Below are 25,899 nucleotides of genomic sequence, written 5' to 3' on the forward strand. Positions count from 1 at the left end.
ACTCCGATTCTTGATGAATTATAGTTCGTGTTGGATGAAACGTTTGAAATAAGAGTGGCGGATGCTGTGAAACCATTTAGTGAAAATAACACTGACATTACGATTCACTCTCTATATTTGTCTGAGCAATATTGGGGTTTGTAAGTAATTGAGATTGTTAGGAGGGATGCTATGATAGTAATGAAAGTCGAACCAGGAAAGTCTATTGGGAATCTAAGTATTGGCATGAGCAAATTAAACGTGGAGAAACTCACTAAAAAAAGTAGCCCTATTTACTTTAGAGTTGACTATGACTCAAATGATCAAGTACAGTACATTCAACTCGCTTCTGGAATAAAAGATTTATATATTTGTGAATATAGGAATATTGATTTGTTTAATACTAAAGTAAAAGATTTAGTTACTATCTTGGATAAAATTTCTCCGTACGATAGGAATGATTCTGAATTGGGTTATTCTTATGTCTTTTCTGAAATAGGTTTATCATTATGGAGACCAAGAAACATTACAGAAGAGGATTTTGAAGAGGAATGGTTTAAAGAAATGTCACTTGAAAACCAAGAAGATGAAAGGAAATACTTATTTTTCGAATCACTAGGTGTTTTTCAAGTGTTATAATTCAACTAATTAACTTATAAATTAGGTAAAATGTATTTATAGATTGTCTAAATCATGTTGGTGTAGACTTATACTGATTGGAAGCAACGAAGAATGCGGACCGAAAGAAGAATCGGCAAATACCCCGTCAACCTAATATGGTCGGCGGGGTATTTTTCTGTTTATACAATAAATTTAGTAAATACGCGACTCTGAAACGCTCTCACGATACCGTGCAAATCTCTAAAACCGTGTCACATCAACGTTTAACAAGGCTCCTCATTCGGCTTCCCTGCATCCAATGCCGTTCTAAAGCTCGATCCGCAGCCGCATGTAGCTGTCGCATTCGGGTTGTTGATGGTGAATCGACGTATGGCTGACGGTCGGCTAAAAACCGCGTCAGATCAACGTTTTTGAACGGTATCGGGGATTGTTAATCCGCTCGACTACTTGTTAATTACGCGCCTCTACAACGCCTAATCACGCTAACCGTATCTTACCCTAGTGGCGTGCGGATTGCAACGTCAATAACGCGTTTCTTCTATATTAATAGAACGCAAAAAGGCGCAGCCCTAACGGATTGACTCCGCTAAGACTGCGCTTATTAATTTACATTTATTGGCTCCCCGAGATAAAAAATGATTCGCGTAATTAGTGAGCAGCAGAAGGCGGGTCCTGGACGGGGTGACATGGGGTCGGCCGCCTCCGCCTTAATCGTAATGCATACGCTATACATTCACGCGGGTAGTGGATCAGCGATCAGCAACCCACCGCTAGCACCGCAAACCCGCGCCCCGCCTACGTTTGTCAATCCGCTGCATAAACGCACGTTATACGCTGCATATACATTTCCAACGGTCGGACTGAGCAATCCTTGTAACCGTGCGGAATAGCGCTGTTATCACGTTTATAGCGCTGGCAATTTATGCACGGAGTCCGATTGCGTATATACATCCGTTTATGCAGCGCTAGAACGCCGACCCCCCCCGAAAATTCCGGAGGGCGTCCGTCCTGACCCCCGTGCAGAAGAAATCGCCTTTTGTCCATTAATGGGACGTTAATTGTCCCGATATAAACGCAGAAAAGGCCGCGCTACCGCAGCGTTTTGCCACGATAACACGGCTGAGTTACTCGTCTGACTCAATGTTACAACGTTCCGATTGCGTTGAAATACCACGTCATATCCTGCGCTGTTCTCAAGCGCATACGTTCACGCGATGTTCTCCGCCATTCATTCACAAGCTTAGCGTTTACCTTACGCAGCTCCCTATCGAAGTCCTTGCGCTGTCTCCAACGTTGGAGCGTACGCCTGGTTACGCCTACACTATCCGCGATATCACTGTAGTTCATACGTCCATCCGCAAGCAGCGCTATAGCCTGGTAATGGCGCTCATCTAACGGGGAAACCGGACGGCCGCGCTTACTATTCCGCGCCATTGTGCGCAGGCTCCTTCGCTACCTTCAACGCCTCAATGCGTGCTCTCAGCGCTGCAACATCGGTAGTCTGTACGCTGGCCGACGCATGTACTTCGACCTTATCCGTTAGCATACCGTGAACCTGCAGCGCCAGCTTAGCCATAGCCGCGTTCTTCTCGCGTATAGCGATCTCCGGTAGAGCTGCGATAAGCTCCGGCAGCATGTCGAGGTTATTACGGACAATCTGCGCTTTAAGTTCTGCGATAAAGTCCGGGTCTTTCTGCCACGCGTAAATAGTTGAGCGGCTTACGTTTGCAGCGGTTGCTATTTCGTCGATTGAAGGGCGCGCCGCTTTCGGGAGTGATAGGTTCTGAATGGCCGTGTGCTGGCCCGCTGATAATGATTTCATAGTGATTTCCCCTTTACTGATTAAGATAAATAAACCTATTAAACTGTACACGACAAAGAGACCGCCCCATGGACGGCCGTAATGTGTGCGTATGATGGTAGGTTCAGCGTGAACCGAGCATACTATTCGCCGAGCTGCGCGAGTATTTGATCCCGCATCTGTTCGAAGCCGGCGAGCTTTCCCTGCCTACTGCAGAAAGCGTAGTATTCGTGTGATACTACGCAATAAGGCGATTGTATGCGGATAGACGTTCCTGTGGACTGGTTTGCGTTCTTGGCTGCGGGCGGTTAAACGGCCCGATAATTGACATAGGCGTGCGTCTCCTTTCGTTAGGATAACGTAAAAAGCCCCGCGCGTGAGGGAGTGCGAGTTGGTGCGTAGTAAGAGGAAGAAGATAAATTAGAGTAGAAATCAAAAAAGCCACTCCGATGAGGGAGTGACTTGAGGATTACATATGTAGAAATTTAGATAATTGCAGCATTATGTCTTTGTATTCTTGTACTGATGCCGTTTGCGGGATTTTAAATTGTAGTTGCTCCCTGCTTATTGTATATAATTTACTGGTTCTAACACTGGTAGGTAGTTTGAGTTGAACCTTAATATCATAGGGGGGACGAGGGGGAGACTTAGTACAACTACAAACAACTACATCTCCCCTATCATCATCTCCTACTATAAATACAGGAGCATTTCTTTCTGGCTGATTTATAGCAGTATAAACCGCAAAGTAAAAATCTCCATGTTTTGCGTTTTGTCTCATATCGCGTAGTTCATTTAGCTTCCTTCTATTTCTCACCGAAGAACTTTCTAAGTTCATCCTCATACCAACCTTCAAAGTAATCTTCATTCTCTTCTAAGCTCTGCGCATCAGCATAAGTAATCTTGATAGGCTCTATTTTATCAAAACCAAGGATTTTTCTGATCTCATTTACTGATAAAATTTCATCATTACTCTTAGATGTTCTCTTTAGGGCAGCAGGATTAAAAGTAGATGATTTTCTCAATACCATTCCCATCTTTTTCCCCTCCTCTTTCTTACTCATTTCACACCGCACCTCCAAGATTTTTTCACTTGGTAAAAGTATATCCCTCTGCATTATGTTCAAGACCTATGGTATCAATAATTCCGCGAACACCGCAGTGGGCGACTCTGGTGCGTCTCAAGTATACCATAAATTTACTGTCTTGCGTACCCGCAATTTTGTGTAGTTTTTAGGGCTATGTTATAACTACTTTTTTTAGTACCAAATAATCATAAGAAAAATGAAGAGTATTTAGCTATGTGTTTTAGTTCTATAATTTAAAGTAGATTTTTATTGTGAAATTACAACTCAAAAACATAAGAGCCACTCAGAGAGTGTAACTGAAGGCTCTTTTGATTCATCATTTTCATCATGGTATTTATTAATCAACATGTATTAGAATATCATCTGCGTAAATGTCATAAGGAATGAGGACCACTCTTCCAGTAGGAAGTCTTAAATACTGATCATCACCGGGATCAATGATATACCCTTCGTCAAATATTACAAATGACTTCCAATCTTCAAAGGATAGTCTCAAAGAAATCCGGGATTGAATTGCCTCAATCTCTTCATCTGTGTAGCCTAAGGACTTCACATCGCCCTCAAAATTATAGTTACCATCCTCATCCAAAGTCCAGTTCATAGCCCCTACCACCTTTTTTCTTTGATTGTAGCAGCTGGCATGGTACATTAATATAGCTTTTCTGCTAAAGCTTTTAATTACAGAGATAAACTTTAATGAACAGTATGATCCTAACGCGAATCAAGCACCCGTCAAGGATCTGCCTTCGGTCCAGTCTGCGTTAAGTATATTTGAAGAACCCGCTGTTATATTTGCGGGTCTCCGTTTATTATTCGTTAATCTTTAATTCCCATCGTTTGCAGCCGCTGAGCCGCGCGCGCTCTTTCGTCATATACTACCGCCATGCCAACTTTATCCGCGATCTCGACGTCGTTAACGCTCATGTCGATATTATTCGTAATATACGTCGGAGCTGCCGGTGATTGCGCTGCTACGCGTGGAGCTGCGATCATATCGAATAACGTAGCTTGCATGGCGGTAGTCAACACGAGTTCCCCTCCATGTACGATCGCAGGAACCGCCGCTCCTGACGCGCCTTTAACGATGCCGCCGTCAGCAAACGCCTGCAATTTACCGCTATCCGCCGTAACTCCGTAGAGTTTGCGTAGTTCTTCGTTACGAGCGTTAAGCCGCGCCATTTCCTCGGTATTGCCCGCCGATCTCGCGCTAGTCCAGGCGTTCTTGTTCGCAGCATACTCCGCTTGGTCAGCCGCTTTCTGTGCGCCTGCTAATGCGCTCATCTTCGTTTGATACTGCGCGATAAACGTATCGAGTTCCGATAGGATCGCTGTATTTGCGGAGGCTGCGGAAGCTACACGGAACGCCGCTATGCCGGCCTCCACCGTTTTCAATCCGCCAGCGTGCTCCTCGAACGCGTTAAGCAGCGCATCATACTTCGCCTCCGTCAGCGTCTTCTCCGTGTCGAACGCCTTCTCTTTCGCGGCCTTTTCGTCCTTAAGCGCGTCCTGCTGCGTTTCGAGCGTACGGTCGGACAATTCGCGGTCGTGTTCGAGTTGCATCCGGTCGATCTCTTTGAGTAGCGCCTCGCGTTCGGCTATGCCGGCCGGTCCGACTGCGCTCGCTAATACGCCGAGTCGCGCCCGTTTCTCCGCGAGTTGCGTAGCGTAGTCCGCGTCGGTATTCAGCGTTTTATTAGCGTCGCGTAGCTTTTGAATCGCGTCGATGCGTGCGTCGTAATCGTCCAACGCCGCTTTCTTACGCTTCTCAATCGCATCAAGATCGGCCTTCTCCGCTTTCTTAATCGCGTCAGTCTCCGCCTTGAGCGCGTCCTTAACAGCATCAGCGGCTTTATCCGCGGCATCCTTACGCGCTCTATATACGTCCTGTTCGAGTTTAACAGTAGACTGCGCCAGTTCCTTGCGCGCTCGATACGCTTGATCATCCGCCGCTTTATACTGCGCAGAATCCTTAGCGTAGCGGTTACGTACGCGAGTCCACGAGTCGAGCTTCATCTGCGCAATCTCTAACTCCGTTTTGCCGGCGTCTTCCATGCGGCGTTCCTCCGCGTCAATCCACGTTGCGCTGAAATCATAGCGTGATTGTACGCTGTCCTCCGATAAGCGCTTGAGTTGTAACTGCAGCGTGCGCGCGTCCTCTACGGATTCCTTAAGGAACGCCGCGTGCTTCGTCTTGAGCGCGTCGTATTTCTTAATCTGCGCATCCGCCGTGAGATTATAGAACTCCGATTGATACTGGATTGTCTTAATGTCCTGTTCGTACGCTTTCTTACGTGCTTCAGCGGCAAGTTCCGCGGGAGTTTTGCCGGTTTTACCCTTCGCGTCCTTCTTAGCGTCCGGAGCTACGATATCCTTAGTAAACGTCTGCGCGCCGCTCTCAACCTCGGACGCTAGTTTTTCCAACTCCCGCGTAGCATCGTTATATTTTTGCTGCTTTTGGAGTTCCTCCGATATCTGCGCATCCACTTCCGCCTTAGCTCCGGATGTTGCCATCATTGACAAGGCCCCGTTCATTACGATATCGCCGACTTTTCCGGAGGCTTTACGTTGGGTATCCGCAGTACGGGCCGCTATGTCGTTGGAAAACGTGCTCGCGTTGGCTCCGGACACAATCGCCAGTGCGTTACTAAGTCGCGTGAGATTGTCTATCTGCGCCTGAACCGCCTTAGCTTGCGCCTCATTTTCCTTCGCAAAATTACGTATTCTCGTCGTTGCGTTAGTGGCGGCCATATCCGTAAAGCGCTTATCCGTATCGATCTGCGTGATAATCTTATCGATGTTATCCGCGCGGATACGGCCATCTTCGCCTTGGTGCGCGTTGAGTTCCGGATATTGTCCGATTAACTTTTCCGTAATATCGACCATGCGAGTTTTCTGCGATGCGTCGAGCGTCTGCAGTCCGTTAAGCTCCTTAAACTGCGTGGCTAATGCGCTCATTTCCTTAAGCGTAGCCTTCTTCGTTGCGAGAGCTTCATACTCCGCCTTATCCTGCTCGGTAACGCGATCGACCGAATACTTGAGCGCCTTATTGAGTTCGCCAAGTGCGTCCGTTGCTGCCGTTACACCGTCGAATCCCATACTACGGAGATTAGCGTCAACCTTTTCGAGCTCATCGTTAATATCCATCGCTTCGGACATTATAGCCGGCGTGCCTTCCCCGCGATCCCATATCGATTGAAACTCCGCTATCCGTTGTTGTAACTTCGCGCGTTCTTCGAGGACAGCGTTAAGTTCCTCCGCTTTCGAGCGTATTGTATCGTCGTCCGCAGTAGTACGGTCGATCGGCGCTTTAGCGAGTAACTCGTTGAGCTCTTTCTGCGCGGACAACATCGCTTCGGTCGCGGCTTTATCGCGTGATTTAGCCGCTGTCAATACGCCGAATCCAGTAGCCAACGCACCAACCGCGAGTATCGCTAATCCTAACGGACCTGCCGCTATGCCGAGTCCAGCGGCGGCGACTTTAATCGCGGTGAACAGCGCGGGTATTACCTTTAGCGCCGTAGATAACGACGTTATCCCGACAACGAACAGCAATATCCCGCCGGTTCCCGTAGCGAGGCCGGATACGAGTTCCTTATTCTCCGAGGTAAATTCCGCTAGTCCTCTAAAGCGCTTTGTATAACCGGCGTAAACGCATCTAAAGCGCTTTGTATAACCGGCGTAAACGCTTCGCCCATCGCTACCGTCGCGCTATTCGTAGCTTGCGTAAAGCGCGCTTGTGATCCGATGATGCCTTCCATTGCTTCACTCGCGTTGCCGACGTAATAAGCGCCCTCGCGGATAAAACCGTTCAGTGCTGCTTGTGTCTTCTGTGCATCCGTAAGTTTACCGACGGTCGTACCGATGGATGCCGCGTATTCCTTTTGCATAACGCTCAGATTCTTCGTTACGCCGACCGCATCCGCAAGCACGGAGTTACCGTTCTTAATCCCGTCGAGTGACGCTTGTATTGCGCCCCCAAGCGTATAGAACGACTGTCGCCCGTATGCCGCTGAATCCGCGAGTGACGTAATCAGCTTCGTTGATTCATCGAGGTTTAATCCGGTGGATAGCGCAGTCTTGTACGCTTGTGCCGCCTCGGTCAGCGATAGGAATCCGCGTGACGCCAATTCCTGTACGGCCGCGTTAGCATCGCGCGTCTGTACGCCGAATCCTTTCGCCACCGCGTTAAGTCCCGCAAATGCCGCGTGTAACTTCGTAGCTTCGTTAACGGCGCGCTGCATCTCGTTAACTAGCTTCGATAAGCCCGCGCCTGCCGTGAGTCCTGCGATTGCGCCGCCCATATCGCGGAATCCGTCAGCGCCGCGCCGCGTATCGCGCTCTAAATCCTGTATACGCCGGCGCGCCTCCTCTAACTGGCGGCGAAACTCCGCGGTTTCGAGCGTGATCCTGGCGCGTATTTCTCCTACGTTAGAACCTCCGTTAGGCAATTTTATCAACCCCCGGCAGCTTATTAATGATAGCAGCGATAGTTGAAATCTCAGTATGAGACGTTTCGGGGACCAGTCCTAGATTCATAAATAGCTCATAAAGAGCCTTTAATATTTCTTCGCGAGTATCGAGTTTCTCTTGGTCCGTCCCGTTCGAATTTGGAAGTTGTTCTAAAAGCTCGTACATGTTAACAATCGCCCTGATATTCGCTTCTAGCGCCTGCTGTATAAGTAAGTCCACGTTATCTCCCCCTTATAATTAAAAAGAACCGGCGATTACTCGCCAGTCCCTTCCGTTTGTGCTTCGTAGTCTCTTTTCGTACTTGCATATCGTGCAATGATCGCCGGACTCGGATTCCGCTGCGCTGCGGTCTTCGCCGCCTCGACATCCTCCGCTGTAACCTTAACTTCCGCAGGTGCTGGCGGCCGTTCCGACGGATTCTCCTGCTCTCGCTTGATGCGGGAGTATAGCGCCACGTTATCAATTGAGGCGTTAAGCTTAGCGAGTCTCCACGCATCCCGTACGTCTTTAGGCGTCAATTCATCGCCATTCTGCAGCTTGGCGCGGAGGCTTGTCGCCGTCGTGCGCAAGTCCTTGAACGTGGTCTTATCGTCTTCATACGCCTCATAACGATCTCGGAGAATTGCCGCGCGACTGAGATCGTCAGCGTCTCCGGTCGTGGCTGCGTGTGCTTCCGCGTCCTTTACATAACCTTCGTTCGGACAGCCTACAAACTCAAATAGTGCGCCTTCCGTAAACATGGCCGTGATTGTATCGTCATAGTCACTTTTTGCGGAAGCATAGCGCGCCATCTTTTCCGGATTGCCTTTCGAGAGCTTCTCCATCTCGCGGAGCTTAGCGAATTTCACATTAAGCGCCGCCTTTCAATTCAGCGTTATCCGGCTTTTGACCTAGCGCGAGCTTTTGGATGTCCTCGGGCTTAATAACATAGCGCGCTGACTTGCTGAAATAGTCCGGCTTTTGCAGCTTGTAAACGTACCGGTTACTTAGTCCGTAGTTAGGATCTAGCGTATAAACGACGCTTTCCCGTTCCACTTCAATCGCTTGAACAGACGCGGCACATGCGGCATAGGCCCGGTAATAATCATCGCGAGCTTTTTCTAGCGCAGCGGCTAACGGGTTAAACACTTCCGCGCGGTATTTCGGCAGGTAATCCGTATTCCAAGCGATCATAACTTCGTCCGCCGGCATTTTCCCTTTGACTCCGGCGCTCATAGTAAGCGCGAGATCCTTCCGGCGGAACTCTTTTTCAGCGGCGGCAAGTTGATCGCTCAGACTATCGAGCTTAGCCGTAACATCTGCGCCGGACTCAAAAGATTGCTTCATAGTGGTTGAATACTCCGCCTTGATTGCCTGAACGCGCTCAAGCGCAGAGTCGCGTTCTCGTTGAAATACTCCCTGTTTACCGGAGATGGCCTCCTGTTCTTTTAGAAAGTCCTTAATTTTAGTAAATTGCATACTTATCCGCCCTCTCAATTTTGATTAATAGTGTTTTTATGTGTTTAGCCATCCACGCCCGCCATCTCGGTAAAGGCGGTAGTTTCGACGCTTCTTCTTCGACCGGCTCCGGCTGCGGTACGTACATCTCGCGGAATATATCCGGATCACTTTCAACATTCCGCCGCGCTGCTGTACGTGTGTCGCTCGGATGCTTGGCGAATACGGTTATGCCGGGTTCTCCCATGCACGCACCATATAGCGCCCGATCCGACGTCCATACGTCAAACGTGTCGATATGGCGATCCTCCGCAAAGTCCCGCATTGCTGCGATACATACGCTAGGGTCCGATATGGCGAGAACAAACGGCTGTATGAGCTGTCCGTCCCCACCGTAGATATCGACGCAGAACAACGTTATACCGTCAAAAGGCAGATACTCCGCGACTAATAAACGACATGTTACGCTCTCCTCCCTTTGCAGCGCATCGTTAGCCAGCGCCATTAACTCCGGGATGCTCCGCTCAATTCCCCACTTATGCGCAACCTTTACCGCGACCCCTCGCGAAAGTGAGAAGACGTTAATAAGCGCCTCAAGCTCACGATATCGGCGGAAGTGTGGCGTGTTAGCGCGAATAATAAGTAGCTCCGTAGTTGGATCGACCGCGCTAAGTATATCCGCAGCGATTAGCGGTATAGCCTGGCGCGTTGATACGTTGCGTAGCGTGTCCGGCCCGTAATAGAGCGAACACACCGCATACGGCTCGTACCAAACGCGTCCGTCCTCCGTCATGCTGCGGTGTGATAACCTAGCGCTGGCGGCTATACGTCCGTCCTGCATATTGATAATCGCAAGGTGTGCATACGTTATTTGGCTATCCGCTAGGCGCTCAGTCATTAATCGACCAACTTAACGAGAGTAGCGCAGGGCTTACCGTTGCGGTCCGTCCCTGTCTCGATCTCAACGTTGTCGCCTGGATTTAGGTACAGCGTATCGGAATCGTCGGCTAATGCGCTGAGGTGAAAGAAGTGATCACATTTCCCGCGTACTCCGATAAATCCGAAACCGCGATCCGGGTCATAGCGGAGGATAACTCCCGGCAACCGTTGCGGCTGCGGTTCTGCTTTAGTACGCTTCTCTTTCTTAGGTGCGCGTGGGCTTCTCGCAATGGATGGTCCGATTCCATGAATTGACTCGCCGCTTTCACTGCCTCCACGCCATACATTCATTTCTTCAAACATAGTTGATTGCTCCTTCTCGTATTTTAATTGGTACTGCTTGCTTCCAAAACCGAGGCGCTGCCGACTTGACATATACGTCAGACACGCTATCTCCAAAGATAAGCTCTCGCTCCTGTCCTGTCTTAACGTTTAGTAGCCGGACGATCCTGTGGTATTTGACTGCTTGGATATCGGTTATCTTAATCTCCACCGTCACCGCCTCCTTAGTCTTAGCGCCGTACTACAACGTTTTTCAGATAGCGGCAGGATATCGAGTCTTCCCCGCGCCCCACTTTGCACCGCTTATTCGTCTTACTCATGGCGTGCAGTAGCGCACACGTCCCGTCCGGTTTGTAGTACGGACAATACGTTTTTGCGTCATCTAAGCGTTCATTCACTGGCGCATCCACTCCTCCGCAAACATCTCCGCAACACCTGGAACGGTGGACGAGAACGTTAGCTTTGCGTTCTTATCGATTTTCTGCGCCCGTGCTGCTCCGATCGCAAGCGAAGACGCTGCGGAATGGACAGGATCGCGTAACAGCGAGATATTATATGAGCGCGGGAATGCCTCGCGTGGCTTAACGGATACTGCCGAGTCATATACGCTGACGGATTCGTTTACCGTGTCACCGCTAACTTCTAAACTATGAACTACGTACATGTTACGCCTTCCTTTCCGAGTGTAATTATGTCGATTTCTCCTTGCGTATCGCCGTAAATGAGCACGCCAAATAAGCCCGGAAGGTGTTTATACCTCCGAACCCTAGCGAGCCTAATTTCAGGCGTTTATGACGTGATTTGAACAGCGAACATACGGCGGATTGTACGACTATACGATGCAGGCACGCGATACTGTAGCGCTGTAATTTCCCCGCCAATGCCTCCGTAATATGTGGCGCTGATCTGAAAATCGTAGCTGCGGCGAATCTTCGCCATGATTGCACGATCCGTCGTAAAAGCCTGGATATTGCCGGCTGCATCGTACCATAAAGAATTGTCCATTTAATATCGTCCATTCGTTCGGCCTAGCGGTGTGCCGTGTGGATTGTTCCCGCGTGTTGCCCGCAAGTTTAAACGCCATTGCGTAAGGCTTTACGACAAGTAACTACCCTATATTAGCGGAAGTTCTTGCGTCCTTAACCGCTTTAACAACTTCTTCACTCATGCCGAATCTCTGAGCCACTCTGACCCGCAAATTATCGGAAACGTTTCGGTAGCCAGACTCCGCAGAAGCTATGCACGATTTAGAAACGTTAAGCGCCGCCGAGAATTGCAGCTGCGTCATACCATGATAAATACGAATTGCTCTCAATGCCTCTCTGTCCATATCACAAAACTCCTTTCTACTATTAAATGGTCACATAAGGCGAAATAAAAAAAAATACGTCACTCCGCCGGGCGCCGGAACGAGGTAATTGAGGAAGTTAATAACACCCTTTCCCTCTATCCAAAGTTGTCGCCAGCTAAAAAAGTCAGTATTCAACCTTCCTAATTGGCTTTTTTCGGCCTCCCATTCTATCGTAACGATCGCGCGCTGCCTGTATATATGGTAGCTTGTCCGGATCGAACGGCTTTTCCTTCCGCCATATCGCGGATAACCACGCAGCCTCATCGTAACGACGCTCTTTTTTCGTTTTCTTCGGCTTCTGCGGCTGCCTTGCGCGCTGTTCCGCCTTCTGATCCGTCTTCCGTACGGTCTTGCACGACGGTCCGCACACTTTCGCGTTTCCTGGCCGTGTCTTATCGCGAAAATAATAGTTACACGTTGCGCAGCGCTTAACCTTCGCTTCGTCCGGAGGGTTCCGCATCAAGTGCCTGATAAGATCGAGCGCTTCTGTTGGCGTCATGCCTTCCGTGAGTTCGCGCATAAATTCGACTGCGCCTTCGCCTGGCTCCATACTTCTTACTCCCCCCCGTGTACGAATTTGCACTTAATAGGTTTATTTATATCTTTTAGAGAAAGAGATAACTGTTAGGAAGCCATAGTCAGCGCCTCATACTGTCTGCGTGGCAGCGCATCCTTTAAGTCGCTATCCTCGTAGAAATGGTGCAAACAATCGGCCAGCCCGGTTTCTTTCGTAACTTCGTACTCCTCGCCGCCGGCGGCTAAAGTCATTCGGTAAATATTCGGCTTCTTTTTGAACGTACCTCTTACTTTTTGGTCGCGCTTAACAATCTCGATAACGCCGATATTCTCTAGTTGATTGATCTGCGTCTTAGCTGTCCGTAAACAAAGACCCGATGCTTCCGCCATTTGGTTAAACACCATAAAGAATGTACCGGACGCGCTCGCCCAACGCTTAGAATGAATAAGTAACGCATACGCCAGCGCCTTATGACTCTTTTGCGGACAGCGGCGGATAATATCGTCGATCTCGCAGAAGGATACGGTAAGATCGCGCTGTCCACCGTTTAGCGTTAGGTTTTTATCGTAAACATAATCGACGCATTTACGTAAGTCTTCCGCACAATACTCCGCAGACGATTCATAAAACCCGGACTCCTGCCACGCAAGCCACTCCGTTATAGATTCGACCGCACCTGCGCGATCAACTCCGTTATGGTTAAAGAGCCGCGCAAGTAGTAAAAACGAATTATGACGCTGGCCGGGACCGGTTAATCCGTTGTGATAGCGTTCGGCGGCGCGTGTCAGCGAGTAGCTTTCGTCCTGTGCGTACGTTTCTAGCGGCGTATGGCGAGCGATTACGTTTTCCATTTCGGCGGCATCATCAAGATCATGCGCCATATCATCGCGGCTAATAATGAGTGTGTGGTCCGTCTTATTGATGGCGTGAAGGTAGGCGGTAGACTCTTCGCGGTTCATAACGCGCAGGCCATCCTCAATGCGGCAGAACCCGCAGAAGTTGCCGGTCTTTTGGTGCGTTCCGATCGGTAGTTTTACTCCTTGCTGCGCAGACGGCCGGAACTCAACCTCGCCGCCTTCAACGCCGCTTACCTCCGCTAGTGATACGATGAAAGCGAAGAACGTACGCGCCGTTTCGACCGGAATAGCCATATCGAAGAAAAGATCGACGTGATAACCTTTGTTTCCGGAGTAGCTGATAGCGTATTCATGAGCGCCGACCGAATCAAGTGCAGCCGCGAGTTTATACGTTACCCACTTCGCCAGTTCCAGGCTATGCTTAAAGTCGACGTCGAACGTTAGAAACTTCGTAAAATGCTGACCGCTGAATGTTCCGACCGTTGTGCGGCCGTTAATGTGCGCGTCCATTTGGTAGCGGCGTAGTGGTTTAGCGCGTTCTGTAACCGTACAATAGAAGCCGCCGCGAAACTGCAGTAGATAGTGATGATTTTGAATCACGTATAGCTCGTATAAGCGGTCGATTACGTCGGGCATCAGTGGCCCCCCTTCCCGATGTTTAGTTTATAGAACAATAATCCGCCGACTTGAATCATATCGAGAACCCCGGCGCGCTGCATTTCGTCTGCACTAACTCTGACATCACTTAGCGGTAGTCCCGTCATGTGCGCTAACTCTGCATAGGTTATTGGTGCATATCCATCAGGTATTCTCATCTGTTCCCTCCTAAGTCCTAGAGTGTATAAATAAATCTATTAAGTGCAAAAACGTACAGGAACATAAAAAAGACGCATCCCTTTTACCGGGCGCGTCTTCCTTCTATACATAAAAATAACCCAAGATATCCCGTTTGTAAACTTTTTCTTTTTATTAAAAAAAGTGAAACGCATGTTCGCAATTGACGTACTACTATTATATAAAGAACGGACAACTCACCGCCCGATTAAGCGAAGTCGTCCGTAAGTGTTCCGTAAGAATTTGGCGCTTCCTACGTTGTTACACGCAGTATTGACGTACTACGTGTGGTGTTAGCGGCTGGCTGGCGCTGGTAAGGGGCTTTACACTGTAAATACCCCGCGTGGCGATCCGACCGGCAGCAACCGGTAGGCGCGGAAAGGGTGTCGCTTGAATCTACACCGTCAACGTTGGCGCGTTGAGCGGCGGTAATAATCGGCTTCTCCGGCGTTCATGTTGGCGCATAAACGAACCATCATCGAAGATAAGCGTTACCCGAGGCGGACACCTACGGGATTAAACTTAATCTCCGCCCATGTATCGTTAACTTCGCGGATGTACAGTCGGCGGCGGTCCTTACGGGCGAGTCTACGCGCATACTTCATGTAGAATAACCTCTGTTTCTACCGGTACGATGAATCCGATATCTTCGGCTTGAATAGCGGAAATTTCAATGACGTTAGCAACGGATCTACGATCAATGGTAGGTAATGCGCGAAAGAATGCGCCAGGAAGGACACATATTTGTTGGCGGCGGTGTTTACTATTTGCGTGGAAGGTTGAGTCGAGTTTTGTGACGATGAAGTTTCCGGTTCTGCAGTCGCGTGCGTATCCGATTTCAATCGTTTTTGGCGCTTTTACCATGAATGACCTCCGCGTTTTAAGCCCGACGGCTATTATGTGTTGCGGATTCCCGCGACGTCCCCTCAAACATGAGGGCAGCGTTTCGACCCGTATCCCTCGGGCCATCATCAGGCGGAACGTCATAACTCCAAATTCAATTCCAGCAGCGGGGCGGCAACCAAATCACGCACGATAAATTCCAGCGCGGTTATGGCGGCCCACCGTTCAATCAGCGCCGGGATCACGTCGGCGGCTACGTTCTCCGCGAGGATTGTGCCGGCGTCTTCGTTGCTGGCGGTGAAATATTCCGGATCAACTTCGCTACGGCGGACTTCATGCGCCCATAGCAGCCCTTCCGATACGAACAGCGCCCGGTCCTCTCCGATAAGGTACGCCGGCAACGTCTCGGACAGCGGTTCCTCGTCCTCCGGGTCGTACATGAAGACCAGCGTTATTAACTTCGCGCTCACAGAAACACCTCTTTTACAAACAATCCAAGGAGAACGACAGAAGCCTTTGCGAAAGGCCAGATAGCGGATTTAATCATAGTGCGGCGGTTCTTTGCGGCTGTACGACCGGCTGCGCGGGATGGATACGAAGTGGCTTCGCTAGTGGTTAACGGTATCAGATTGGGCATTGAGGTAATCCTCCTTTATAATGTTGAAACCTTATGTTATAATCTGCGTATAACTTTGTAACAAGATATCATGTAAACTAGATTACTTGTTAACTTGTGCTCATCATAACCCACACTCCGGAATGTTGTCAACTAGTTTACACGAATTTATTGGAGGAATTTTTGTGATTAGATTTTCATTGGATAAGCTCATGAAAGAGCGGGGATTAGAACAGAAGGAGATTGTAGAAATTTCCGGTATCAATCGCAACACAATTAAGGCGCTCGCTAATAACGCAAACAACCGGATCGACTTTCCGACGCTTGATAAGCTCTGCCGTAAACTTGGCGTTAAGCCGGGCGATTTGATCGAATACATAGACGAAGAAGACCGCGCCGAATAACGGTAGCGGTCTTTTCTTTCCTTTCGTAGATAAAAAAACATAAATATACCTATTAATAGGCAAAACGTACATTAAGGAATCAGCGGAACTGAGCGCCCATGTTACGTAGAAATCACCGCGAATTAGACGTTCTACGTCGGACCCTACCGTTAATACTCCGGACTGTTTACGTAGGCTAATTCACGGTGAAAACACGGTAAAACGAGCGATATATGCAAAGAAAAAACCGGTCGGCCCTACGTAGGCTTCCCGGCTTGATTGCGTTAATTGAATATCGAGCTGACGGGCGAGAATTTATCGTGCTGCTTCGATATATCCGCCTGAAACATTTCCGTGTATAGTTGCGCCATATGCAGCGATTTGTGACCCATGATGCGCATCAAACTTACCACGTCGCCCCCGTTGAGCACGTAATTTCTAGCGAACGTATAGCGCAGAGTATGGCACGATACACGAACGCCCTTTATTCCGGCTATCTTGCCGTAGTCGGATATGTCCTCTTGAATCGTACGCCTTCTAAGCGGCTGACCGTCGATGTTTAAGAAGAAGACGGAAGATTCGCTCTCACCGCGCAATTCCAGGTATTCGCGCATATGAACAGCGAGAAGATCGCTAAATGGAACGAGTCTCTCCTTCCGCCCCTTCCCGAAAACTTTAATGACGCGTTCCTGCCAGTATACGCCCTCAACATCGAACGATAACGCTTCTTCTAAACGAATACCAGTATCAAGGATTAAGAGTAAGAACACGTAATTGCGATAGCCGGCCGGTGTCGAGCGGTTGGGTACGTTAAGTAACGCCTTTACTTGATCGCGGCTTAGTGTGCGGAGTACCCGCTTTTCTTCCGCGAGCTTATCGACCAACTCCATTGGGTTCACCGTCAGATTACCGGTGCTGCTAAGGAAATTAAAGAATGCCCGCAAGCTACGTATGTACTTATTGATCGTTGGCGCGCTGTTACCTTCGTCCATTCTCGTTTGAATAAACTCCTGAATGTCCTCAACGATGATATCGTCTATTTTTTCGATAATATTCTCGTCTAAAAATTCGCTGAACTTATTGAGAGCTTGACTATACGATGCCACCGTATTCTCAGTCAAGTTCTTTAGTTTGCGCGATTTTATGAACATGGCTGCTGCTTCGTGCATGCCAGGTCTTTCCTTAGTCTCGCGCGATTCAAGTATTAATTTCCTTTTTGCCTTGTAGTCCATATGTACAATCCCCCTCGTTATGTTACCGAAAGGCTACCACAAAACAGTAAACAGAGAAAGCGCCCGATCCGCGAAGGACTGAGCGCTTTTCTTATTTGCGTTTATTTAAAAACCGATCGGCTGGCGAAAACGAATCGTGACTCTTCCGCATATCTCCCGTATCCATTTGGATATAACGCCTCATCGTACGAATGTCAGACCATCCGCCCATTTTCTGTAGCGTGAACGGATCAGCTCCGTTAAGTATCATAGCGCGAGCCCACGTATGACGGTAAACGTGCGCTGTCATTTTCTTACCGGATACGCCGGCCTTCTCTCCGTAATATTTCAGCCGCTTATTAAAGTGTGTATCCGTTAGAGGTTCGCCAAATGACGACATAAACAGGCGCTCCGTTGTGAAGAACTGGCGGTTTTCTTCGACGAGCTGTAGCAACAATTTCGCCGTCTGACTGGAAATCGGAACCATGCGCGGCTTGCGGTTCTTATTCAATTCTCCCGGCAACACTATAAATCGCGTCTGAAAGTCGATATCCGTTACGCGAATCTTAAGCAATTCCGATATTCTAAGGCCGGAATCCAAAATCGTTACGATCGCGACATAATCCCGAAACCCTACGAAATCGCGCTGGTTGGGTTGCGCAAGTATTGCCTTAACCTCATCGTCCGTTAAGCAGTTTGTCAAGTCTACGTCCTGACGGATTAGCTTCACCTTCGTAAACGGATTGACTTCGAGTAGCTCGTCCCGCTCAAGTTGATTAAATATCGCTTTAAGCGTTCGCAGACGGATATTGACCGTTGTATCCGATAGGCCGACTTCATTCGGTCTTCGGAAATATACTTATGACCCTCATAACGTACCTGGTCGTATTTCATAAACGAAATGTGGTCCCGAACCATAGCAGTTGTAATATCCCCTGCGAACTCTACCTCCGGATACTTATCGCGTAGCCATTTAATGAAGTAACCGTAATGCTTTCCGTAATCTACTAATGTCCGATCGCGCAATCCCTCAACCCGTTTCGCATTAATCGCGAAGTCTAACGCTTGGTCGAGTGTGATTCTCGGAAACTCCTTTAACGTGCGGGCTCCGTTGGGAACACGCCGCGTACGTTTATTTAACGACATAAAAACGACCTCCAATACGTATTAGTCGCGGACTAAATTACGTTGTAGAGGCCGTAATCCACAACCCACAAACGGCCTTTTATGGCTTGTTAACGCCAGGCTTTCGGGATTGTTAACGTTCAATTTCACCATGTAATCCGCAGCTCCAAACGCTTGTTCGCGAGTGGCTAACGTATCGGCTACCGTTCAGATCAGCGGAGTTAAAACCGCGCTACTATGCGGTTTAACAAGGTTCCTCATTCGGCTTCCCTGCATCTTCCTTCGTCCGGAAACTCGATCCACAGCCGCATGTAGCTGTCGCATTCGGGTTGTTGATGGTGAAGCCCCCGGTCATGCCGGATTCCTCAAAATCGATTTCAAGACCGTCCAGATAGCGCAGATTTTCCTTCTCTACCACTACCTTCAGTCCTTCAATATCCATATATACGTCCTGCTCGCTTTCGTTATCATCGAAGCCCATTGCGTAGGAGAAACCGCTGCATCCGCCGGGCGATACACCAAGACGAAGAAACATATTAGGCGTTTCCTGTTCAGCCAGCATGATTTTTAGTTGTTCAGCAGCCGTTTCACTGATATTTATCATAGTCTTATCCTCCTTAAAAGTGTAGCATCACATGCTTATCTAATGACCTTTCGGTCAAAAGTTATTATATATATTAAATTCAGTATACTCCACTCTTCCCCTTCCCTCAAGTCACACCTGCCTCTTAAGAGGTTGGCTCCCAATTGTTGTGTGGTCTGAGCTGTTGCTCCCCTTCTGAGAGAGGTTTATAATAGGGAAAGCGACAAGGCGTAAAAATTCGGAATTTTGTCACGTAATACTTTCAGGAGGAATCATATGTCTACTCTAATAACACCCCAGACGGATGCCAAGATGGCAGCTATTATCGAGAAAGTCCGCAGTGGCAAAAGATTAAATTTGGAAGATGGCGTTTATTTATATGAGAGTAATGACCTGTTGACGATTGGCCAGCTGGCTAATGAGGTCAATCTTCGAAAGAACGGGAATAAAGTATATTTTATCGAAAACATGAGTTTGTATTTCACGAATGTGTGTGAATCTCACTGCGCATTCTGCAATTTCCGCAAGGATGACGGTGAAGAAGGCGCATATACGCTTTCGGGTCAGGAAATGGTGCAATATGTCGAACAGCATATTCATCCCGGTGTACGTGAGTTCCATATTGTCGGAGGCCATAATGATAAGGTTCCCTTCCAATACTATGTTGATTCGCTCAAAGCATTGAGTGAACGGTTCCCCGATGTAACTTTAAAGGCTTACACCGCGGCGGAGATTGACTTTTTCACCCGGATTAGCGGGCTTAGTATTCGCGAAGTGCTGGAACAGCTGCGTGCAGCAGGGTTAAAGACTCTTACAGGCGGCGGTGCAGAAATTCTGTCCGACCAATACCGTCAAAAAATGCGCGTCGATAAAGCAAATGTTGAAGAATATCTTGAGGTCCACCGGACAGCGCATAATCTGGGGATGAGAACTCATACCACTATGCTCTACGGTTCCATTGAATCCCGTGAAGACCGCATTAAGCATATGCTGCAAATTCGTGATCTACAGGATGAAACCAATGGTTTCATGGTATTTATCCCTTTGTCTATGCAGCCTAAGAATAAAAATGCCGGTATTATGCGCCGCAACTCTGCTTATGAGGATCTTAGAACAATTGCGGTCAGCCGATTAATGTTAGACAACTTCGACCATATTAAAGCTTACTTCATTAATATCGGAGCACAGCTTACTCAGGTTGCTCTCAGCTTTGGTGCGTCTGACGTACACGGTACGATTATTAAAGAACGTATTAGCCATGCAGCCGGTGCTTTAACACCGGAAGGCCTTACCCGCGATGAACTGATCTGGTTGGTGAAGGGTGCCGGTCGGATTCCGGTAGAACGTGATACCTTCTATAACGAAATTAAAGTATACGAATAATCGACTGTAACGCCATATTCGAAAGGAAGATCGGTAAGATGAGAACATTGCTCGTCCTCGGCGGCGGTTACGGCGGCCTAGCCCTCATCCAAGAATTAATAGATCACCATCTCCCCCATGACGTGGAAATTGTCTTAGTGGATCGAATGCCCTATCAGGGAATAAAAACAGAATATTATGCTCTGGCAGCAGGTACCGTAACGGACTGCGACCTCCGCATCCAGTTTCCAGTACATCCCCGTCTTACTGTCCGTTATGGCGAAGTAGGATCTATTGATTTGGAGAGCAGGCTGGTATTTCTGGAAACCGGTGAGCCGATTTCTTATGATATTCTAGCCATTGCTCTGGGATGTACGGATAATTATCATAACATTCCGGGCGCAGATCAATATACCTGTAGTATTCAGACGTTCTCGGGTACTAGGGATACGTACCGTCGCCTGAACGACGTCAGACCCTATGGTACGGTTAATATTGTAGGAGGAGGGTTAAGCGGCGTAGAACTGGCTGCAGAGCTGCGTGAAAGCCGCCCAGACCTGAATATCTCTATCTTGGATCGTGGTGAACGTGTCTTATCTTCTTTCCCGGCAAAGCTCTCGCAATATGTAGAGGAATGGTTCAGCGAACATCAGGTGGAAACGCTTGGGGGAATTTCTGTTTCCCATGTAGAGAAGGATGCCATATATAATGGCACGCAGGCAATTGCTTCCGACATTACCGTCTGGACCGCCGGCATTCAGCCTGTTCAGGTTGTTCAAAAGCTTGAGCTTGCCAAAGATCGCGGTGGACGAATCATTCTAGGAGAGCATTATCAGGTGCCTGATTATCCGGAGGTTTATGTGATCGGAGATTGTGCCAGCCTGCCGTTTGCACCCAGCGCTCAAGCCGCTGGAGCACAAGGTGAGCAGGTTGCACAAATTATACGGGCTCTATGGCGTAATGAGACACCCAAGCTGCATCCTATCCGCTTAAAAGGGACTCTAGGTTCATTGGGTAAGAACTCCGGCTTTGGGCAAATGGGTCAACGTTCCGTAATGGGACGAGTTCCGCGTATTCTAAAAAGCGGTGTGTTATGGATGTCCAAACGCCATTTTGGTTAAAATATAAACTTCAATCGAGATCAAGGTTGTCCCAGGCTTCGAGCTCCTTAATCTTGGTGTTGATGGCTTCCTCCAGCTCTTCAGGGGAGTCGGCTTCAATAATTTCACCATTGAGCATGGCGAACGGCGACAAGTAGCATTGACCGCAATTATTAAGGCAGCCATATTCAATTACATCGTAATCCGGGTTTTGCTCAAGCTTATGCATTAACTTATCTGTACCGTGACCTAGGTTACTGGCACAAAATTCAATAATTGGTCTCATGTTGATCTCCCTATTCGGTCCAAACCATTTTATTTTTTAACTTTTTGTACTATAATGAACTTACGAAAGGAGTGATTGAGAAATGAGTGAGAATACACAAAGCACCACCATGTATGATGAAGTGCTGGAAGTACTCGATAAGCTTCGTCCCTTCCTGCAACGCGATGGCGGAGACGTCGAACTGATCGATGTGGAAGACGGCATCGTTAAGTTGAAATTGATGGGTGCCTGCGGTAGCTGCCCAAGCTCCACCATTACGTTAAAAGCCGGGATTGAACGCGCCCTTGTTGAAGAAGTAGAAGGCGTAGAAGAAGTTGTTCAAGTATTCTAATCCCGCCCATATAAACATCCCGGTTCTTCTGTTTTCAGAAGGCCGGGATTTTTTTGTTTTACAGCGGCCAAATCTATAAGCCATTATAGAGGATATTTTGTGTAATATCAAAAAAGCGGCAAGTCCCCGATAACCTGGAGACTTGCCGTTTTTCAATGTTCTGGATTTGTATTTTATTAGTAGTGAGATTAAAATGCTGGAATAATAGCACCTTCATATTTCTCTTCAATAAATTTCTTAGCTTCCGGTGAAGTCAGGGCAGCAACCAATTTTTTAATGGCATCCGTATCTTTATTATCAGGACGTGTCACCAGAATGTTCGCGTAAGGAGAATCTACGCCTTCGATGAACAGGGCATCCTTAGTAGGAACCAGTTTGGCCTCAAGAGCATAGTTAGTATTGATCAGGGCCAAATCCACTTCATTTAATTGGCGTGGAAGCATTGCTGCATCCAATTCAATGATTTTAAGGTTTTTCTTGTTTTCAGTAATATCTGCTGTTGTAGAAGTGATGTTCTTATCATCTTTCAAGGTAATCAGACCGTTTTTAGCCAAAAGAATCAATGCGCGTCCGCCGTTTGTTGCATCGTTAGGAATCGCAACTTTCGCACCGTCAGCCAGCTCTTCGATGGTTTTGATTTTCTTGGAATAAGCACCAAACGGCTCAACGTGTACACTGCCAACAGATACCAGATCCGTGCTGTTGTTCTTGTTCTGTTCATCTAGGTAAGGCTGGTGTTGAAAGAAGTTAGCATCCAGCTGCTTCTCAGCTAGCTGTACGTTAGGTTGTACATAATCTGTGAATTCTTTAATTTCAAGCTTGATGCCTTGAGCTTCAAGCAAAGGTGCAATAGCCTTCAAGATTTCAGCATGCGGTACTGGAGAAGCTCCAATTACCAAAGTAACGGGTTCAGCAGCAGGTTCAGTTGTAGCATCAGCCGCAGGTGCATTGGTTGCAGCCGAGTTGCCTGCATTGTTAGCATTATTATTTCCGCAAGCTGCCAATACCACGATCAGTGTCAGGCTAAAAAAAGTCAGCAATAGTTTTTTCATTTGTAAATCCCCCTCAAACAGTATGGTTTTTTTGTGAATAAGGATATCTATGTGGATGTACCTTATTTCCTTGAAAAATACTTAACTAATCGGTCCCCGGCCATTTGCAGAAGTTGCACCAGCAGAACCATAAGTGCTACGGAGATGATCATAACTTCCTTCTCGTAACGGTAGTAACCATAACGAATCGCCAAGTCACCTAGACCGCCACCCCCGACCATACCGGACATTGCCGTATATGCCACCAAAGTTACCACAGTAATAGTAACCCCAGATATTAGGCCTGGACGAGCTTCTGGCAAAAGAACCCGCGTAACGATTTGCGTTGTTGATGCGCCCATCCCCTGAGCAGCCTCTATGACCCCTCTGTCTACTTCCCTAAGTGCTGTCTCCACAAGGCGGGCAAAGAAGGGTGCAGCACCCACAACAAGTGGTGGGATTGTGCCCAATACGCCAATGGAAGTACCTACAATGGAATAAGTAAAAGGGATTAATGCGACCATTAAGATAATAAAAGGAACGGAACGCAGGATGTTCACAAGGAACGATAAGACTGAATAAATGACCCCTACAACGGGCTTTGAGGATCGTCCCCATAAATATAGCACAATTCCGAGTGGTAAACCAAGAATAATTGTGAAGATTGCGGAACTCCCTAACATTTTCAAGGTATCAAAGGTGGCTTGGAGCATTTCATCCCAGTTTACAGTGGAAAAATTCAAGCTGGCCATCAATCCATCACCTCCACATCAAGGCCTTGAGCCAGTAGTTTGCTAATCGTCTCTTGGATGGCTTCAGAAGGACCCTCAAAACGAACGATCAATTGACCGTAAGGTACATCTTTTATGGTAGAGATCGTGCCCTGCAATATTGCGAAAATAACACCGGTCTCCTTCACTACGTGGGAGAGAGTGGATTCATACGTTTTTTGACCCAAGAAGGTGATCTTCACTGCTTTTGAGGACTCTGGGTGGGGTGCATTAATAGCTGCCCGTAGCGGTCCGTCGTTTTGTGTCTCACTGCGAATGAAATCTCTTGTAATATCATGTTTCGGCTTCAGGAACACCTCGGTCACATCCCCCTGCTCTACAATCCCTCCGCCATGTATAACAGCGACACGGTCGCAAATGCTCTGGATGACATGCATTTCGTGAGTAATGAGAACAATGGTTAGATTGAACCGTTGATTAATGTCCAGCAAAAGTCTAAGGATGGAATCGGTAGTCTGCGGATCGAGCGCCGAAGTCGCTTCATCACACAGCAGCACATCAGGATCGCTGGCTAATGCCCGGGCAACCCCTACCCGCTGCTTCTGTCCCCCTGATAGCTGAGCGGGATACTTATTCCAGTGATCTTCAAGGCCTACAAGCTTAAGCAGTTCTCTAACCTTGCTTTGAATGGACTCTTTCGATGCCCCCGTAAGACGGAGGGGGAATGCGATATTCTCAAAGACCGTTGCTGAAGATAACAGATTGAAATGCTGAAAAATCATCCCGATCTTACGCCGCTTCTGCTGCAGCTGTCCTTGGGTAAGCTTCGTGAGGTCAATACCATCCACCCAGACCTCGCCTTTTGTAGGACGTTCCAACAAATTTATGCAGCGAATCAATGTGCTTTTGCCGGCGCCGGAGTGGCCGATGACTCCAAATATCTCGCCTTTTTTAATAGATAAGTTCAGTTGTGAGAGAGCAGTAGCTGCCTTTTTGCCTTTTCCGTATACCTTAGTTAAACCTTTAAGCTCTATCATTTTTGCCGTCCCTCCTTATAGAAGTGATTATTTACATACAAAAAGACCCCTTACTGATCCTTTGCAGATCATAAGAGGCCCTGTGCGCGTATTTACAATGCCGTCTCATCTGCCAAAGGCCGCTGCATACATGCGGCATTGTAGGAATTAGCACCATGACATTCACATTCAGTGTCCAAAAGAACACTTAGTATAAATCGGTTGCCGGGCTTCATCGGGCCTATCCCTCCGCCGCTCTCGATAAGATGTAAGTATTAAGTTAGTGGTCATAAACTGTATTGCATGTAAGTATAGAATATTTTCAAGTTTTTTGTCAAAGCAAATCTTTGGAAATATTTCATTTCTTGATTTCAGTGACGACTGACATCCTTGCGCCACTGCTCAAGACTGTATCTATAGGCCACAGTGAGTGATTTACATACCATGTTCAGCCCTAGCCTCAAATCCTCCAGATGTGCATCCACATCTTCAAGCTTCACCTTCTCATTCAGCCCTTTATGCCGCTGCCACAGATCATCCTCCATTTCGGAATTCATATAATGAATCTCCGAATTTCGGCGTTTGCGCAAGTTCTGCAACGGCTCACGGTATGCATCCTTCACTTTGTTCAATTGCTCGACTAAAGCCTTATGATCCTTAATGATATTAAATTGGCGAAGCACAGTGAAATAGGAAAAATGAGCTTTTACCTTGGAGGTATTCAGGTCATAAAGGGCATTCAATACAGTGCCCAGCTTGTCCAGCAAAGAGAACACACGGATAAAGCCATTTTTGTAAAAATACACATATCGGGCGTATTCCTCCTGCTCCAGCACAGGCATATCATCTAGAGTCCCAGTGATCACAGACCTCCTATAGTAAGAAGCTGCGAACCAGCTTTGCTCAAGTTCATCCAGTGACGAGATCAGCCCCCGTGTCCAAATCTCCAACTGGCGGTAGACATGATCCCGATCCTGAGTGCTCTTCATTTCCTTACGCAGCAGTGCTGCCATCTGTTCCATACTATTCATAGCCTCAGCCAATAATCCGCTATTCACGCGGGGAGGCTCACCGAGTAAAATCCGCAGCATACATTTCCTCCTCA

General features: G+C 47.9%; 35 protein-coding genes, 2 pseudogenes and 1 riboswitch. Of the genes and pseudogenes, 6 read left to right on the top strand and 31 right to left on the bottom strand.

Annotated features, from left to right (window positions below; genetic code table 11):
* Positions 1-171 precede the first annotated feature (171 nt).
* Positions 172-618: a hypothetical protein gene (locus PWYN_RS00925; protein ID WP_036647437.1), complete on the top strand. Its 447-nt coding sequence runs from the start codon at positions 172-174 to the stop codon at positions 616-618.
* Positions 619-863: 245 nt separating this feature from the next.
* Here the strand turns inward: PWYN_RS00925 and PWYN_RS29840 are convergent.
* Positions 864-962 (bottom strand): annotated as a pseudogene (locus PWYN_RS29840) (iron-sulfur cluster assembly accessory protein); the annotation flags it as partial.
* A 273-nt stretch (positions 963-1,235) separates the two neighbouring features.
* Between PWYN_RS29840 and PWYN_RS29000 the strand changes: the two are divergent.
* Positions 1,236-1,490, top strand: a complete 255-nt coding sequence (locus PWYN_RS29000) for a hypothetical protein (protein WP_157261056.1) — start codon at positions 1,236-1,238, stop codon at positions 1,488-1,490.
* Positions 1,491-1,743: 253 nt separating this feature from the next.
* Here the strand turns inward: PWYN_RS29000 and PWYN_RS00930 are convergent, their stop codons facing one another.
* The 22 genes from PWYN_RS00930 to PWYN_RS29005 form a co-directional block, all read right to left on the bottom strand.
* Entirely contained in the window at positions 1,744-2,034 is a 291-nt protein-coding gene (locus tag PWYN_RS00930) for a helix-turn-helix domain-containing protein (RefSeq protein ID WP_036647440.1), read from the bottom strand.
* Positions 2,021-2,473 carry a phBC6A51 family helix-turn-helix protein gene (locus PWYN_RS00935; protein ID WP_240479650.1) on the bottom strand — a complete coding sequence of 151 codons (453 nt, stop codon included), beginning with the start codon at positions 2,471-2,473 and terminating at the stop codon, positions 2,021-2,023. The genes PWYN_RS00930 and PWYN_RS00935 overlap by 14 nt, the downstream gene beginning before the upstream one ends.
* A gap of 397 nt (positions 2,474-2,870) precedes the next feature.
* Positions 2,871-3,239 carry a hypothetical protein gene (locus PWYN_RS00940; protein ID WP_157261057.1) on the bottom strand — a complete coding sequence of 123 codons (369 nt, stop codon included), beginning with the start codon at positions 3,237-3,239 and terminating at the stop codon, positions 2,871-2,873.
* Positions 3,208-3,465 carry a hypothetical protein gene (locus PWYN_RS00945; protein ID WP_036647444.1) on the bottom strand — a complete coding sequence of 86 codons (258 nt, stop codon included), beginning with the start codon at positions 3,463-3,465 and terminating at the stop codon, positions 3,208-3,210. The genes PWYN_RS00940 and PWYN_RS00945 overlap by 32 nt, the downstream gene beginning before the upstream one ends.
* A 361-nt stretch (positions 3,466-3,826) precedes the next feature.
* Positions 3,827-4,090, bottom strand: a complete 264-nt coding sequence (locus PWYN_RS00950) for a hypothetical protein (protein WP_036647445.1) — start codon at positions 4,088-4,090, stop codon at positions 3,827-3,829.
* Positions 4,091-4,305: 215 nt separating this feature from the next.
* On the bottom strand, positions 4,306-7,041 hold the full coding sequence (locus PWYN_RS00955) for a hypothetical protein (protein WP_036647449.1): 2,736 nt from the start codon (positions 7,039-7,041) through the stop codon (positions 4,306-4,308).
* Positions 7,042-7,103: 62 nt separating this feature from the next.
* The gene (locus PWYN_RS29730) at positions 7,104-7,616 is read right to left on the bottom strand and encodes a hypothetical protein (protein WP_205622723.1); all 513 of its coding nucleotides are present in this window, start codon (positions 7,614-7,616) and stop codon (positions 7,104-7,106) included.
* 313 nt (positions 7,617-7,929) lie between these two features.
* On the bottom strand, positions 7,930-8,178 hold the full coding sequence (locus tag PWYN_RS00965; RefSeq protein ID WP_036647454.1) for a hypothetical protein: 249 nt from the start codon (positions 8,176-8,178) through the stop codon (positions 7,930-7,932).
* Between the two features lie 35 nt (positions 8,179-8,213).
* A complete protein-coding gene (locus PWYN_RS00970; protein ID WP_036647456.1) occupies positions 8,214-8,807 on the bottom strand; it encodes a hypothetical protein in 594 nt (197 codons plus the stop codon).
* Position 8,808: 1 nt separating this feature from the next.
* Positions 8,809-9,417, bottom strand: coding sequence for a hypothetical protein (locus PWYN_RS00975; RefSeq protein ID WP_036647458.1), 609 nt, complete (start codon positions 9,415-9,417; stop codon positions 8,809-8,811).
* Positions 9,404-10,294: a hypothetical protein gene (locus PWYN_RS00980; protein WP_036647460.1), complete on the bottom strand. Its 891-nt coding sequence runs from the start codon at positions 10,292-10,294 to the stop codon at positions 9,404-9,406. Before PWYN_RS00980 ends, PWYN_RS00975 begins: the two co-directional genes overlap by 14 nt.
* The gene (locus PWYN_RS00985; RefSeq protein WP_036647461.1) at positions 10,294-10,638 is read right to left on the bottom strand and encodes a cold-shock protein; all 345 of its coding nucleotides are present in this window, start codon (positions 10,636-10,638) and stop codon (positions 10,294-10,296) included. The genes PWYN_RS00980 and PWYN_RS00985 overlap by 1 nt, the downstream gene beginning before the upstream one ends.
* Positions 10,631-10,828 carry a hypothetical protein gene (locus PWYN_RS29500; protein ID WP_036647463.1) on the bottom strand — a complete coding sequence of 66 codons (198 nt, stop codon included), beginning with the start codon at positions 10,826-10,828 and terminating at the stop codon, positions 10,631-10,633. Before PWYN_RS29500 ends, PWYN_RS00985 begins: the two co-directional genes overlap by 8 nt.
* 183 nt (positions 10,829-11,011) lie before the next feature.
* Positions 11,012-11,281 (bottom strand): hypothetical protein, encoded by a 270-nt coding sequence (locus PWYN_RS00995; RefSeq protein WP_036647465.1) that lies wholly within the window; start codon positions 11,279-11,281, stop codon positions 11,012-11,014.
* A gap of 125 nt (positions 11,282-11,406) precedes the next feature.
* Complete coding sequence (locus PWYN_RS01000) at positions 11,407-11,622, bottom strand: hypothetical protein (protein ID WP_036647467.1); 216 nt, start codon at positions 11,620-11,622, stop codon at positions 11,407-11,409.
* Between the two features lie 103 nt (positions 11,623-11,725).
* Complete coding sequence (locus tag PWYN_RS01005; protein WP_036647469.1) at positions 11,726-11,947, bottom strand: helix-turn-helix transcriptional regulator; 222 nt, start codon at positions 11,945-11,947, stop codon at positions 11,726-11,728.
* 145 nt (positions 11,948-12,092) lie between these two features.
* Complete coding sequence (locus tag PWYN_RS01010; RefSeq protein ID WP_157261059.1) at positions 12,093-12,551, bottom strand: hypothetical protein; 459 nt, start codon at positions 12,549-12,551, stop codon at positions 12,093-12,095.
* A gap of 41 nt (positions 12,552-12,592) precedes the next feature.
* Positions 12,593-13,978 (bottom strand): TOTE conflict system archaeo-eukaryotic primase domain-containing protein, encoded by a 1,386-nt coding sequence (locus PWYN_RS01015; RefSeq protein ID WP_036647473.1) that lies wholly within the window; start codon positions 13,976-13,978, stop codon positions 12,593-12,595.
* On the bottom strand, positions 13,978-14,157 hold the full coding sequence (locus PWYN_RS01020; protein WP_036647476.1) for a hypothetical protein: 180 nt from the start codon (positions 14,155-14,157) through the stop codon (positions 13,978-13,980). Before PWYN_RS01020 ends, PWYN_RS01015 begins: the two co-directional genes overlap by 1 nt.
* A gap of 607 nt (positions 14,158-14,764) precedes the next feature.
* The gene (locus tag PWYN_RS01025) at positions 14,765-15,040 is read right to left on the bottom strand and encodes a hypothetical protein (RefSeq protein ID WP_036647479.1); all 276 of its coding nucleotides are present in this window, start codon (positions 15,038-15,040) and stop codon (positions 14,765-14,767) included.
* 119 nt (positions 15,041-15,159) lie between these two features.
* A complete protein-coding gene (locus tag PWYN_RS01030; RefSeq protein ID WP_036647480.1) occupies positions 15,160-15,489 on the bottom strand; it encodes a hypothetical protein in 330 nt (109 codons plus the stop codon).
* Positions 15,486-15,656 (bottom strand): hypothetical protein, encoded by a 171-nt coding sequence (locus PWYN_RS29005; protein ID WP_157261060.1) that lies wholly within the window; start codon positions 15,654-15,656, stop codon positions 15,486-15,488. The genes PWYN_RS01030 and PWYN_RS29005 overlap by 4 nt, the downstream gene beginning before the upstream one ends.
* Before the next feature lie 164 nt (positions 15,657-15,820).
* On the opposite strand from PWYN_RS29005, the gene PWYN_RS01035 reads away from it, so the two are divergent.
* On the top strand, positions 15,821-16,039 hold the full coding sequence (locus PWYN_RS01035) for a helix-turn-helix domain-containing protein (RefSeq protein ID WP_036647482.1): 219 nt from the start codon (positions 15,821-15,823) through the stop codon (positions 16,037-16,039).
* Between the two features lie 263 nt (positions 16,040-16,302).
* On the opposite strand, the gene PWYN_RS01040 is transcribed toward PWYN_RS01035, so the two are convergent.
* From PWYN_RS01040 to PWYN_RS01050, 3 genes and pseudogenes are all read right to left on the bottom strand, one after another.
* A complete protein-coding gene (locus tag PWYN_RS01040) occupies positions 16,303-17,250 on the bottom strand; it encodes a tyrosine-type recombinase/integrase (protein ID WP_036647486.1) in 948 nt (315 codons plus the stop codon).
* Positions 17,251-17,341: 91 nt separating this feature from the next.
* Positions 17,342-18,375, bottom strand: a pseudogene (locus PWYN_RS30525) (tyrosine-type recombinase/integrase).
* Positions 18,376-18,598: 223 nt separating this feature from the next.
* Complete coding sequence (locus PWYN_RS01050; protein WP_036647488.1) at positions 18,599-18,958, bottom strand: HesB/IscA family protein; 360 nt, start codon at positions 18,956-18,958, stop codon at positions 18,599-18,601.
* 255 nt (positions 18,959-19,213) lie between these two features.
* Here PWYN_RS01050 and mqnE point away from each other — a divergent pair, with 255 nt between their 5' ends.
* Positions 19,214-20,320 (top strand): aminofutalosine synthase MqnE, encoded by a 1,107-nt coding sequence (gene mqnE / locus PWYN_RS01055; protein WP_036647491.1) that lies wholly within the window; start codon positions 19,214-19,216, stop codon positions 20,318-20,320.
* A 38-nt stretch (positions 20,321-20,358) separates the two neighbouring features.
* A complete protein-coding gene (locus PWYN_RS01060) occupies positions 20,359-21,420 on the top strand; it encodes an NAD(P)/FAD-dependent oxidoreductase (protein ID WP_036647493.1) in 1,062 nt (353 codons plus the stop codon).
* A gap of 10 nt (positions 21,421-21,430) precedes the next feature.
* Here PWYN_RS01060 and PWYN_RS01065 read toward each other — a convergent pair whose 3' ends face one another.
* Positions 21,431-21,685, bottom strand: a complete 255-nt coding sequence (locus tag PWYN_RS01065; protein ID WP_036647497.1) for a YuzB family protein — start codon at positions 21,683-21,685, stop codon at positions 21,431-21,433.
* 82 nt (positions 21,686-21,767) lie between these two features.
* Here PWYN_RS01065 and PWYN_RS01070 point away from each other — a divergent pair, with 82 nt between their 5' ends.
* Complete coding sequence (locus tag PWYN_RS01070) at positions 21,768-22,016, top strand: NifU family protein (RefSeq protein ID WP_036647499.1); 249 nt, start codon at positions 21,768-21,770, stop codon at positions 22,014-22,016.
* Positions 22,017-22,204: 188 nt separating this feature from the next.
* Here PWYN_RS01070 and PWYN_RS01075 read toward each other — a convergent pair whose 3' ends face one another.
* From PWYN_RS01075 to PWYN_RS01090, 4 genes are all read right to left on the bottom strand, one after another.
* The gene (locus tag PWYN_RS01075; RefSeq protein ID WP_036647502.1) at positions 22,205-23,068 is read right to left on the bottom strand and encodes a MetQ/NlpA family ABC transporter substrate-binding protein; all 864 of its coding nucleotides are present in this window, start codon (positions 23,066-23,068) and stop codon (positions 22,205-22,207) included.
* Between the two features lie 62 nt (positions 23,069-23,130).
* The gene (locus tag PWYN_RS01080) at positions 23,131-23,799 is read right to left on the bottom strand and encodes a methionine ABC transporter permease (protein ID WP_036647505.1); all 669 of its coding nucleotides are present in this window, start codon (positions 23,797-23,799) and stop codon (positions 23,131-23,133) included.
* On the bottom strand, positions 23,799-24,815 hold the full coding sequence (locus tag PWYN_RS01085) for a methionine ABC transporter ATP-binding protein (protein WP_036647508.1): 1,017 nt from the start codon (positions 24,813-24,815) through the stop codon (positions 23,799-23,801). The genes PWYN_RS01080 and PWYN_RS01085 overlap by 1 nt, the downstream gene beginning before the upstream one ends.
* A 102-nt stretch (positions 24,816-24,917) precedes the next feature.
* A riboswitch (SAM riboswitch) is annotated at positions 24,918-25,062 on the bottom strand.
* Between the two features lie 103 nt (positions 25,063-25,165).
* Positions 25,166-25,885 carry a Cthe_2314 family HEPN domain-containing protein gene (locus PWYN_RS01090; RefSeq protein WP_036647510.1) on the bottom strand — a complete coding sequence of 240 codons (720 nt, stop codon included), beginning with the start codon at positions 25,883-25,885 and terminating at the stop codon, positions 25,166-25,168.
* Between the last annotated feature and the right edge of the window lie 14 nt (positions 25,886-25,899).

The organism is Paenibacillus wynnii, from assembly GCF_000757885.1.
Lineage (GTDB): Bacteria > Bacillota > Bacilli > Paenibacillales > Paenibacillaceae > Paenibacillus_AQ > Paenibacillus_AQ wynnii.